The sequence below is a fragment of the Paraburkholderia sp. genome, assembly GCF_049581445.1.
Taxonomy (GTDB): Bacteria; Pseudomonadota; Gammaproteobacteria; order Burkholderiales; family Burkholderiaceae; genus Paraburkholderia.
Window position 1 is genome coordinate 1 of sequence record NZ_JBAURZ010000047.1, and the last position, 11,815, is coordinate 11,815.

At 62.2% G+C, this 11,815-nt stretch carries 12 protein-coding genes; 7 read left to right on the plus strand and 5 right to left on the minus strand.

Annotation, left to right across the window (positions count from 1 at the left end; genetic code table 11):
• Nucleotides 1-556 (minus strand): inositol monophosphatase family protein (locus WCA85_RS03125; RefSeq protein WP_424061715.1); only part of this gene is annotated, 556 nt, incomplete at its 3' end.
• A 322-nt stretch (nt 557-878) separates the two neighbouring features.
• Here WCA85_RS03125 and WCA85_RS03130 point away from each other — a divergent pair.
• Nucleotides 879-1,769 carry an RNA methyltransferase gene (locus tag WCA85_RS03130; RefSeq protein WP_424061759.1) on the plus strand — a complete coding sequence of 297 codons (891 nt, stop codon included), beginning with the start codon at nt 879-881 and terminating at the stop codon, nt 1,767-1,769.
• A 250-nt stretch (nt 1,770-2,019) separates the two neighbouring features.
• Complete coding sequence (cysE, locus tag WCA85_RS03135; RefSeq protein ID WP_424061716.1) at nt 2,020-2,841, plus strand: serine O-acetyltransferase; 822 nt, start codon at nt 2,020-2,022, stop codon at nt 2,839-2,841.
• Nucleotides 2,842-2,997: 156 nt separating this feature from the next.
• On the opposite strand, the gene WCA85_RS03140 is transcribed toward cysE, so the two are convergent.
• The 4 genes from WCA85_RS03140 to WCA85_RS03155 all read right to left on the minus strand — a co-directional run bounded on the left by WCA85_RS03140 (nt 2,998) and on the right by WCA85_RS03155 (nt 6,053).
• Complete coding sequence (locus WCA85_RS03140) at nt 2,998-3,795, minus strand: UDP-2,3-diacylglucosamine diphosphatase (RefSeq protein WP_424061717.1); 798 nt, start codon at nt 3,793-3,795, stop codon at nt 2,998-3,000.
• 133 nt (nt 3,796-3,928) lie between these two features.
• Entirely contained in the window at nt 3,929-4,423 is a 495-nt protein-coding gene (locus WCA85_RS03145; RefSeq protein ID WP_424061718.1) for a peptidylprolyl isomerase, read from the minus strand.
• A 251-nt stretch (nt 4,424-4,674) separates the two neighbouring features.
• The gene (locus tag WCA85_RS03150) at nt 4,675-5,256 is read right to left on the minus strand and encodes a peptidylprolyl isomerase (protein ID WP_424061719.1); all 582 of its coding nucleotides are present in this window, start codon (nt 5,254-5,256) and stop codon (nt 4,675-4,677) included.
• Nucleotides 5,257-5,327: 71 nt separating this feature from the next.
• Entirely contained in the window at nt 5,328-6,053 is a 726-nt protein-coding gene (locus WCA85_RS03155; protein WP_424061720.1) for a tetratricopeptide repeat protein, read from the minus strand.
• Nucleotides 6,054-6,281: 228 nt separating this feature from the next.
• On the opposite strand from WCA85_RS03155, the gene cysS reads away from it, so the two are divergent.
• From cysS to WCA85_RS03180, 5 genes are all read left to right on the plus strand, one after another.
• Nucleotides 6,282-7,679, plus strand: coding sequence for a cysteine--tRNA ligase (gene cysS, locus WCA85_RS03160; protein WP_424061721.1), 1,398 nt, complete (start codon nt 6,282-6,284; stop codon nt 7,677-7,679).
• Nucleotides 7,680-7,726: 47 nt separating this feature from the next.
• Entirely contained in the window at nt 7,727-8,767 is a 1,041-nt protein-coding gene (locus WCA85_RS03165) for a DNA-3-methyladenine glycosylase family protein (RefSeq protein WP_424061722.1), read from the plus strand.
• Nucleotides 8,768-8,962: 195 nt separating this feature from the next.
• The gene (locus WCA85_RS03170) at nt 8,963-9,934 is read left to right on the plus strand and encodes an acetyl-CoA carboxylase carboxyltransferase subunit alpha (RefSeq protein ID WP_424061723.1); all 972 of its coding nucleotides are present in this window, start codon (nt 8,963-8,965) and stop codon (nt 9,932-9,934) included.
• A gap of 52 nt (nt 9,935-9,986) precedes the next feature.
• Nucleotides 9,987-11,435, plus strand: a complete 1,449-nt coding sequence (gene tilS / locus WCA85_RS03175; RefSeq protein WP_424061724.1) for a tRNA lysidine(34) synthetase TilS — start codon at nt 9,987-9,989, stop codon at nt 11,433-11,435.
• An 85-nt stretch (nt 11,436-11,520) separates the two neighbouring features.
• Entirely contained in the window at nt 11,521-11,754 is a 234-nt protein-coding gene (locus WCA85_RS03180) for a hypothetical protein (protein WP_424061725.1), read from the plus strand.
• Nucleotides 11,755-11,815 lie beyond the last annotated feature (61 nt).

Here is an 11,815-nt window from a genome sequence, read left to right on the forward strand (position 1 = left end):
CGCCCGGACGGCGCAGGCCCGCGCACGCTTCGGTCATTTCCCTGAAGAGGCGGCCATAGGCATCGATGCCGTCCGTTTCGCGGAACGGGAAGCCGGTGCCGATCAGGCCGTCGGCGAGTCGGTCGCGGCGGCTTACGCGGATGCGGCGGTCGTTCAGGAACGCGCCGCGGCCACGCGAGGCGGTGAACAGGTCGTTGCGGTTCGGATCGTAGACGACTGCCTGCGTCACGATGCCCTTATGCGCGAGGGCGATCGACACGCAGTAGTACTGGAAACCGTGGATGAAGTTGGTGGTGCCGTCGAGCGGGTCGATGATCCACTGGTACTCGGACTCGTTGTCTGACTTGCCGGATTCTTCGGCAAGAATGGCGTGATCGGGGTAAGCGGTCTTCAGCGTGTCGATGATGGCCGCTTCTGATGCCTTGTCGACCTCCGTGACGAAATCGTTGTGCTGTTTCTTGCTGACCTGAACCAGGTCAAGGTCGAGGGACGCCCGGTTGATGATTTGCGCGGCGCGGCGGGCGGCCTTGACGGCGATGTTGAGCATGGGATGCATGAGCCTGGATCCTTGTGCCGGGGCAGCGTAGCTGCTTACCGGTAATGAGCCGATGAGAGCTGAACAGATCAGCTGGAAATCAGCAGAAAACAACGCAGAGCGACGCTGGACGGCGCGCTCCGTCGACGGAGACGAATTGGATAAGAACGAGGCGCTCGTGCAAAGACGGCGCGATAAACGTGATTTTACCCGACTCCGGCCATCTCCGGCAGCGTCGCGCTCGATCCGTGCGGCTCGTCCGTCCGATAGTGCGCCGATCCGGGCGAGCTGGCGTTACCATACAGGTCTTTAGCTCCCCATTTTTATCGTGGCCCAAACCCACATTCCGTCTTCTTCCTCTGCCTCGGACCTTTGTGGGCCGGACAGCGCCGCGCCGGTGCGCGGCGGCTTCACGTCGACGCGCTTCGTGCTGGTCGAACCCAGCCATCCCGGCAACGTCGGCGCGGCAGCGCGTGCGCTGAAAACGATGGGTTTTTCGCGGCTCGTGCTGGTGGCGCCCCGTGTTCCTCACGTGCAGTCCGATCCCGAGGCGATCGCCATGGCAAGCGGTGCCGACGACGTACTGGCCGGCGCGCATGTGGTGCCCACCTTGGCGGACGCGTTGAATGGCGTGCAATGGTCGGTGGCGTTGACGGCGCGCTTGCGCGAATACGGCCCACCGCAGTACGCGCCACGTGCGGCGGCGACACAGGCCCGCGAGCATGCTGTGCATGGTGATATCGCACTGGTGTTCGGCAACGAGCGTACGGGGCTTTCTAACGAGGATGTGGAGCGCTGTAGCGTGCTCGCGCACATTCCCGCGAACCCGGCCTATAGCTCGCTCAATCTGGCGCAGGCGGTACAGGTGCTGGCCTATGAGCTGCGCACGGCGTATCTCGGCGCAAGCGGCGTCAGTGTGGCCGGCAGCGCAGGCAGCATTGGCAGTGCGGCGTTTGCTGAGGGGCAGGGCGCAGATGTGGCTGCGCTCGCCCTGAGCGACGATATCGAGCGCATGTACGTGCATCTGGAAAACGCGCTGATCGCGCTCGAGTTTCTCGATCCGGCCAATCCGAAGAAACTGATGTCACGCCTGCGACGCCTTTTCGCACGCTCGGGGCTCGAACGCGAAGAGGTCAACATTGTGCGCGGTATCGCCAAGCACATTCTGCTGAAGGTGAAGACGCCAACAGGCGAAACACCCGGCGACGCTTCATCCGGCGCCGAAAAATCCTGACACGGCCCTGACTTAGGTCCGAGGGGGTTCCGAGGCTGGCGGCCGGGCACCGGTTGCCCTTGGACGAGAGAAGCGTCGCGGCCCGCGTGACAACCTTGCCTTCAGCGGGGGCATCCGGCAGGTTTTCGCCATTCGCCCTACAATCCCTCGAAACGTTCTAAGCAAAGCTGCCGATCTGCTAATCGGCGGCGATCTGTCGTGCCGTGTTCGGCAACGACGATTTTTCTTCCCCCATGCCGGCGCCACTACCATGTTCACGAGACTTCGCGAAGATATCGCCACGATCCGCGAGCGCGATCCCGCCGCTCGCAGCGGCTGGGAAGTCCTCACGTGCTATCCGGGCCTGCACGCGCTCGTGCTGCACCGGCTCGCTCATGCGTGCTGGCGAGCCGAGCGGCGCTGGATCGCGCGCTTCGTCTCGCAAATGGCGCGGTTTCTGACCGGTATCGAGATTCACCCCGGCGCGACGGTGGGCCGGCGTGTGTTCATTGATCATGGGATGGGCGTGGTGATCGGCGAGACCGCGGAGATCGGTGACGACTGCACCATTTACCAGGGCGTCACGCTTGGCGGGACGTCGTTGACGCGAGGTGCGAAGCGGCATCCGACGCTCGAGCGCGGTGTGATCGTCGGCGCGGGAGCGAAAGTACTCGGTGGCTTCACGATCGGCGCGGATGCAAAGATCGGGTCGAATGCGGTGGTGGTGAAGGCCGTGCCTGCCGGCGGCACAGCCGTTGGCAATCCGGCGCGCGTGATCCAGGCGGCGACCCGTGCCGCGTCGAGCGCCACAACGGCGGACGCACCGTGTGGCGCGAAGCCCGCATCTGAGCGTGCCGCCTTCTGCGCCTATGGCATAACTCCGAATGCCGATGATCCTGTATCCCTCGCAATTCATGGGCTGATCGATCATGCAGCCGGTCAATCGCAACGCATCGACGAGATTGTCGCTGCGCTGGAACGGCTGGGCGCGAGTCTGGAAGCATTGCAAGGCACGGACGCCGCGTTGCTCGATTTGCGGCGCCTGTCGGCGGCGATAGCGGGGAAGCCGGAGGTCGTGGAGGCCGGGCGCTGACTGGCGGTATTGGCGCTCACGTGGGTTTGCCGACGCGTTACTGTGCACCGACGAGCTTTGTCGGGCACCCACGGGTTATACGGCATCCAAGGCCGCCGACGAACGCTACTCGACGTCAAGCGGCGCGGTGCAACGTACTTCGACACGGTGTCTAGCTCAATCGAGCGGCAATGCTCTAAGCCCTGTGGCATCAATGCGCAGATAGCCGCCGCGTCGCTCGCCATGATCCAGATCCCAGTCCGGCAGAACCCAGCGTGTGCCGCCGGGCTCGGAATGCCGCGCCGGTCTGTGGGTATGACCGTGCACGAGGATCGTCGTACCAGTTTGTTTAAGAAGCGCCGCTACGCCTTCGTGCGTCACGTCGTACTTCGGTGAGACCGGCCGTGAGCGGCCTTCATGACTCGCCTTGCGCATCCTTTGAGCCAGCGCGTGCCGCCACTTGAAAGGCGATGCGAGGAACAGCATCTGCGCAGCGCGGCAGCGTGCGAAGCGGCGAAAGCGGATGTACGCGCGGTCCGACGTGCAGAGCGCATCGCCGTGCGCGAGTGTGATGCGTGCACCGAATGCGGTGATCACGAACGGATCGGGCAACCAGATCGCGCCGGCCGCTGTCATGAAGCGCTTGCCCAGCAGAAAGTCGCGGTTGCCATGCATGATGTAGAGCGCGATGCCGCGTTCCGACAACGTATGCATCAGGGCCGCCATACCCGCGACGAACGGGTCGCCGAGCATGTCGTCACCCACCCAGTATTCGAACAGGTCGCCGAGAATAAAGACGGAGTCGGCCTCTTCAGCCGTGAAGCGGATGAAGTGCTCGAACGCGGCGACCGTACGCGGGATCGCCTCGCTCAGATGCAGATCGGAGATGAAAAAAAACGGGCGCGCAGCGTGCGGGCGCTTGCCCTCGCCAGGCACGCCCGCGGCGGCGCTTCGCAGCGGCGTTTCTTGCAGCATTGAAGAGTGCCAGGTTCCAGTTGCAGTGAGTGCTTCGACCGAGTGGGTTCGGCGCGTTCAGCCTTAAGCGGTTCAGTCTGCGTGGCGGCTGCGCAATTGCTTCTGCCCGCCACGCTTCTTGCGCTAAGCGAGCTTAGTCGACGATGACCGCTTTCTCGATGATCACGTCGTCAGCCGGCACGTCCTGATGGAAACCCTTCGAACCGGTCTTGACCTTCTTGATCTTTTCGACCACGTCGAGGCCGTCAACCACCTTGCCGAACACGGCGTAACCCCAGCCTTGCGGCGTCGGCGACGAGTGGTTCAGGAAGTCGTTGTCGTTGACGTTGATGAAGAATTGCGCGGACGCCGAATGCGGGTCGTTGGTGCGTGCCATCGCGACCGAGCCGTTGACGTTCTTCAGGCCATTGTTTGCTTCGTTGGTGATCGGTGCTTCGGTCGGCTTTTGCTTCATGCCGGGTTCGAAGCCACCGCCCTGAATCATGAAGCCGTCGATGACGCGGTGAAACACCGTGTTGTCGTAATGACCGGCCTTCACGTAGTTGAGGAAGTTCTCGACCGACTTCGGTGCTTTTTCGGCATCCAGTTCAAGTTTGATGATGCCGTGATTCGTGTGCAGTTCGACCATGATGGAATCCTTTGCTGGACGGTGGGTGGAAGGCGACGCGCATCGTATGTTCGCATGACGCGTCGCCCGGGCATTGATTGTGCCAAGCCGGCGCTGGATTGCATCACCGGCTGTGCTGACTGCTGCTCAACCCGCAGCCTGCGTGCCAGGTATTCGCCTGGCGAGGCAGGTGAACGCGTGCTCGAGCTATTCGCGGGCTGATCGAAAGCTTATCGCGAGTTATTCGCTTACTTGCCGTTTACTTTTGGCGCTTACTTGCTGACCACGGTGGCCGACTCGATCACGATCGGCGTTTGGGGCACATCGGCCATCGGACCGCGCGTGGTGGTCGGTGTCCCTTCAATCTTCTTCACGACATCCATGCCGGCGGTCACCTTGCCGAACACGGCATAACCATTGCCGTCCTGGCCCGGATAGTCGAGACCGGCGTTATCCGCAGTATTGATAAAGAATTGCGCGGTGGCGGAATCCGGATCGCTGGTGCGTGCCATCGCAATCGTGCCGGTGGCGTTCTTCAGACCGTTGCGGCTTTCAAGCGGAATCGGCGCACGGGTCGGCTTCTCTGCAAAGCTCTGCGTGTAGCCACCGGCCTGAATCATGAAGCCAGGAATCACGCGATGGAAAATCGTGCCGCTGTACTGGCCGGACTTCACGTAGTCGAGGAAATTCGCCACCGTCTTGGGGGCCTTTTCCGGGTACAACTCGACACGGATGTCGCCGTCCGTGGTCTTGAAGAGGACGGACGGGTGCGCGGCCTGCGGCGCGGACTGGGCAAAAGCGGGTGCGTTCGCGATCAGGGCGGCGCTACCGAGCGCCAACATCAACCATTTCATGAAGATCCTCTGGGTGGAAAAAAACGTTGGCGATGACTCTACCGATGACTCTGCGTGAGCGTGCTGTGAACTTACTGCGACGGCGCCATATACGGCGGTATCGCGAGTGAGCCATTGGCGCCGCCAAACTGGAAGCTCGGCGATTCCGTGATGTTCGAGGTGGCTCGGTTCGTGTACTCGTCGGGCGCAGCCACTTTCTTCACGGGCGTCGCGCTCTTGGGCGGCGAGACGATCTTCTGGATGTCGGCGAGGCGCTGCTGCGTCGTGCCGCTCGCCTGGCCGAGGCCTTGTGCGCGCTGATACGCCGAGGCCGCGAGGCGCAGATACAGGTCGCCCAGGTTCTCGTACGCGAGGCCGTAGTTCGGGTTCGCCTTGGTGGCGGTTTCGAGCGCCGCGCGCGCTTCCGTGTAGCGGCCTTGCTTGGCGTAGAGCGCCGCAAGGTTGTTGTACGGCTCGGGCAACTCAGGGTAAGCCTGCGTCAGGGCGACGAATGCGCTGATGGCTTCGTCGTCGCGATTCAGGTGCGCGAGCACCGTGCCGCGCTTGAATTGTGCCTGGGCGTCACGCGGATTCGCGGCAATGCGCGCGTCGAGCTGGGTGAGCGCCGCGTTCCAGCTTTTCTTCGCGATCAAGGCGTCGATTTCCGGTGTGCCGTCGCGCACAGCCGGGCCTGCCGACAGCGCGGGGCTCTTTTGCGCATACGCGGGAGCACCCGGCACGAACAGCACGGCAAGGCCGCACAGGGCCGTCGCGGCTAGGGTCGCAGCGCTGCGCGCGCGGCCGCTGGAAGGTTTCATAGGCTCAGGTCTGGATGTTATACTCCGAGCCATTCTAACAAAAGGTCTGAGCGTTCCGTTGAACCGCAGACTGTCTTTTCGCCACTCGTGGTCGTCTCCGCTTTGACCGCAGCCTGACCGCCGCACCAGGTGCACCGGTTTGCTGCTGTATATGCCGTCCCGTCTGCAATACCGGCGCGGCATGCACGTAACGCATTGCGGATTTCTTTCGGCCCACGCATCGTCTCTATGGAATCACTGCGCATCTACAACACGCTCGCGCGTGAAAAGCAAACTTTCGTGCCGCTGCAAGAGGGTGTCGTACGAATGTACGTCTGCGGGATGACGGTGTATGACTACTGTCACATTGGTCACGCACGCGTGATGGTCGTGTTCGATATCGCACAGCGGTGGCTGCGCACGCTCGGCTACAACGTGACTTATGTGCGCAACATTACCGATATCGACGACAAGATCATTCGCCGCGCTGTCGAAAACGGCGAGACGATCAAGGCGCTTACGGACCGCTTCATCAAGGCACTGCATGAAGATGCGGATGCGCTTGGCATCGAGCGGCCCGATCTCGAACCGCGCGCGACGGAATATATCCCGCAGATGCTCGGTATGATCGATAAACTCGAAGCCAACGGCTACGCATATCAGGCAAGCGATGGCGACGTGAACTACGCCGTGCGCAAATTCGCTGACTACGGCAAGCTCTCGGGCAAGTCGATCGAGGATCTGCGCGCAGGCGAACGCGTGGCGGCCAACGACGCGAAGCAGGATCCGCTCGATTTCGTGCTGTGGAAGCAGGCCAAAGCTGATGAACCCGCTGATACGGGCTGGGATTCTAAATACGGGCGCGGCCGTCCCGGTTGGCACATTGAATGCTCAGCCATGGGCTGCACATTGCTTGGCGATCATTTCGACATTCACGGTGGCGGCCAGGACCTGCAGTTTCCGCACCATGAAAATGAAATCGCGCAAAGCGAAGCCGCGACAGGTCAAACGTTCGTCAATTACTGGATGCACAACGGCTACGTTCAGATCGACAATGAGAAGATGTCAAAGTCACTCGGCAACTTCTTTACGATTCGAGAAGTGCTCGCGCAATATGACGCTGAGGTCGTGCGTTTCTTCATTGCGCGTGCGCACTACCGTTCGCCGCTGAACTATAGCGATACGCATATCGACGACGCGCGCGGCGCACTGACGCGTTTGTACACGTCATTGAAAGACGTGACGGCGGATGATGCCGAACTTGACTGGAACGAAGCGCACGCGCAGCGTTTTCGCGCGGCGATGAATGACGACTTCAACACGCCGGTTGCGGTAGCGGTGCTGTTCGAACTCGCTACTGAGGTGAATCGCACGCGCGATGCTGCGCTGGCCCGACAACTGCGTGCTCTCGCGGGCATTATCGGACTGCTCGGCCGTGAGCCGCGTGCATTTCTGCAGCAGGCGTCAGGCAGCGCGAGTGAAAGCGCGCTCGACACTACCGCGATCGAAGCGAAGATTGCTGCGCGTGTGGCAGCCAAGCAGGCGAAGGACTATGCGGCAGCAGACCGGATTCGGGCCGAATTGCTCGAGGCCGGCGTTGCACTTGAAGACAAACCGGGCGGGTTGACCGAGTGGCGGCGCGTGTAAGCGTACCTCGTACTTCCCTTTGATCGATTCGCCAGGCAGGAGGCAGGATGGCAACGGCCACGAAGACGTCGGCTAAACGGGCCGCGTCTCAAACAAGCACGTCAGTTGCAGTGAAAGCGACTCACGCACGCAGCGGCAACACTGCGAAAGCGCCGGCCGGCACCACCAAGGTGGGCGGCAAGACGGGCAGTACCGCAAGCAAGACGGTGGTGAAGCGCGGCCTCAACGGCACAGGTGCGCACGCAGTCGTACCGAAAGCGACGAGGCTTGCAAAACCGGCGCGTGCAGCGCGCGGCAAAAATGATGGCATCAATGGTGCCAACGGCGCGTTGCCGGTCGAGATCAAGGGCGAGGCCCAGGAACTCGCGCGCGATGCACTGCATGAAGGCGAAGTCGTGCGCAAATCACGTGCATTGGATGATGCCAATGTCGCGGTACCGGTTCAGATGGGAGGCCTCACGCCCGAAGTAACGCGCCCCGCATATTGGGACAAAGCTTGCGCGGACCTGGTCAAGCGCGACCGTATTCTGAAGAAACTGATTCCAAAATTTGGCCCCGTGCATCTGATGAGCCGCGGCGATCCGTTCGTGACGCTGGCCCGTTCGGTGGTGGGGCAGCAGATCTCGGTAGCCTCGGCGCAGGCGGCATGGCAGCGCGTCGAAACCGCGTGTCCGAAGCTCGTGCCGCAACAGTTCATCAAGCTGGGTCAGGACAAGCTGATGGCGTGCGGCTTGTCGCGGCGCAAGGCCGAATACATTCTCGATCTGGCCGAACACTTTGTCTCGGGTGCGTTGCACGTGGGCAAGTGGACCTCGATGGACGACGAGGCGGTGATTGCCGAACTGACGCAGATTCGCGGCATTGGACGCTGGACGGCGGAGATGTTCCTCATCTTCAATCTGTCGCGCCCGGACGTTTTGCCGCTCGACGATCTCGGTCTGATTCGCGCAATCAGCGTCAACTATTTCAGTGGCGAGCCGGTCACGCGCAGTGAAGCACGCGAAGTTGCCGCGAACTGGGAGCCGTGGCGCACGGTTGCCACATGGTATATGTGGCGTAGCCTCGATCCGTTACCGGTCGACTACTGAGCGCTCCCCGCCTGGCGCCCGGCGCCGGCTTTCTGCGTGAAAACGCGGGCGGCCCAGCGCTTGCTGAGCATGTAATGCTGGTGGATTGCTACCTAGAAACTATCAATTTTTCCGATTCGATAGTTTCGCGGTGGTTTTGACAGCGGCGGTCGCGGTTAGAATACGCGCTGCCGGTAAGTCCAAGGATTAAAACCAATGAAGACCACCTTTCTGGATTTCGAGCAGCCGATCGCTGAGCTCGAAGCGAAGATCGAAGAATTGCGCTTCGTGCAGGACGATTCGGCCGTCGATATTTCGGAAGAAATCGAGCGGCTGTCCAAGAAGAGTCAACAGCTCACCAAAGATCTCTACGCGAATCTGTCGCCGTGGCAGGTTTCGCAGATTGCGCGCCATCCGCAGCGCCCGTACACGTTCGACTACGTGAGCGAATTGTTTACCGATTTCCATGAACTGCATGGCGACCGCGCCTTTGCAGACGACTTGGCAATCGTGGGCGGCTTTGCCCGTTTCAATGGCCAGTCTTGCATGGTGATCGGCCACCAGAAGGGGCGCGACACCAAGGAACGCTCGCTGCGCAATTTCGGCATGCCGCGTCCGGAAGGCTATCGCAAGGCCGAACGTCTGATGCGTCTGGCCGAAAAATTCGGCTTGCCGATCTTCACCTTCATCGACACGCCGGGCGCCTACCCTGGCATCGGTGCTGAAGAGCGTGGCCAATCGGAAGCGATCGGCCGCAACCTGTATGTGATGGCCGAACTGAAGACGCCGATCATCTCGACGATTATCGGTGAGGGCGGTTCGGGCGGCGCGCTCGCGATTGCCGTGGGCGACAGCGTATTGATGCTGCAATTCTCGACGTATTCGGTGATTTCGCCGGAAGGCTGCGCATCGATTCTGTGGAAGAGTGCGGCCAAGGCGCCTGAAGCGGCGGAAGCGCTGGGCCTCACCGCGCATCGTTTGAAAGCGCTTGGGCTGATCGACAAGATCGTCAATGAGCCGCTGGGCGGCGCGCATCGCGATCCGAAGGGTATGGCCGCCATGCTGCGTCGTGCGCTCGCCGACTCGCTGCGCCAGTTCCAGGGCATGAGCATTCCCGACCTGCGCGAACGCCGTTTCGAACGGCTGATGGCGTACGGCAAGTACAAGGAAACGACGCCGGGCGCATAAGCCCGCGCCGGCTCTCCATTGCACGGCGCCTCGCGCCCCAGGCCCTGCCGCCGTGACTCATCCCGCTGATCATCCCGCTGATCATCCCGCCGACCGCCTCGTCCTCGAGGCGGTCGGCGCTGCGCTTTCTGCGCAGCCGTCCGGCACGCGCATCGCGGTGGCTTTTAGCGGGGGGGTCGATTCGGCTGTGCTGCTCGATGCCGCAGTGCGCGTTGCGGGAGCGGCGCGTTGCATTGCGTTGCATGTTCATCATGGCCTTAGCCCTTACGCCGATCAATGGCTCGCGCATTGTGAGGCGTTTGCACGCGAGCGGGGTGTCGATTTCGCTGCGCAACGCGTCGAGGTGGCGAGAGACGTGGGCCTCGGTGTTGAAGCGGCTGCGCGTGACGCGCGTTATCGCGCGCTCGATGCGCTCTGCGCGCAGCACGGCGCTGGCACCTTGTGGCTCGCGCAGCACGCCGACGATCAAGCCGAAACGGTTCTGCTGCAATTGCTCCGTGGCGCGGGTCTGCCAGGACTCGCTGCGATGGCACCGCAATACGCGCCACCTGGCGCGACAGCGATGCGCATACGGCCGTTCTTGCATTTGTTGCGCGCGCAACTAGAGCAGTACGCGCAGGCTCGAAAGCTGACGTGGATCGAAGATGAATCGAACGCGGACACCCGTTATGCGCGCAATGCCTTGCGTCATGATGTGCTGCCCACGCTGGCTGTCCAGTTTCCGGGTTTTCGCGATGCGTTAGCGCGCACCGCGGCGCATGCGGCATCCGCACAACGTCTGCTGGATGAGTTGGCGCGAATCGACCTCGACGCTGCCGCGTGTGACGAAGGCCGCGCGCTTTCGCACGATGCCTTACTCGGGTTCGACGATGAACGCGCGCTGAACCTGCTGCGTTACTGGATGCGCTCGCTTGGTTTGCCAGCCGCGTCGAGCGCGCGTCTGAGCGATGCGTTACGGCAACTGCGCGAAGTCAGCGACGCTCACAACCTGCGCGTGGATCATGCGGGCGAAGCGCTGCGCAGCTATCGTGGCCAGATCTACTGGGAAGCGGGCGACAGCTCAGAGCCCGCTGACGAAACGGCGCTCGCTGGGCGCCCGGTCAGTCAACTGGCGTGGCGCGGCGAATCGATCTGGCGCTTGCCGCAGTGGCGCGGCACGTTCGTATTCGTCGACACGGCGGCCGACGATCCCCTTGCGATTTCAGCAGCCGTGCTGAGCGGCGCCCTGCTGAGCGCCCACTCACGCAGCGGCGGCGAGCGTATGCGCAGCAGCGCGCAGGGACCGAGCCGTACCTTGAAGAATCTGTTTCAGGAGCAGGGCGTGCCTGCGTGGAAGCGTGATGTGCCGCTGCTGTTCGTCGGCGACACGTTGCTGTTCGTGCCCTTGCTGGGCGTGAATCGCGCTGCATTGACGGCGACACCATCTACCGGCAGCGTCGACGCCGAAGGGGGCGCCCGTCACGTGCGTATCGAGTGGCGCGAGGACCTGACAATCGCCTGACCGACCGGTCGGGCGGCTGGCGGCGGACGCGCCCAGTCTTGTTGCGGGCGCGTGAGCGTGTCTTCAGGCCGGGCGCAAATCCTTTGTGGACAAGCCTTTGCAACCGTTATTGCCAGGATTGTGGCTTGTCTTTTTGCGCTCTATCAGGTACGTTAACTTGTTTGCCCAAGCCGCTTTTGATGTCGCCATTGCTGTTTTCCGGGCGTTTTTCTATATTTTCCGGCAACCAGTGGCAGTCCCAGGCGATCCCTCGCGGGCAAATCCGCGCGTGCTGCACGTGCGCTGCATCTACACCGCCACACTTCGCCGTCGTTCCTGAAACGTTGCGCTTTGGTGCTTTTGTGCGGTCGTCTCCAGCGCGCCAGCGCGGTTACTTCTCC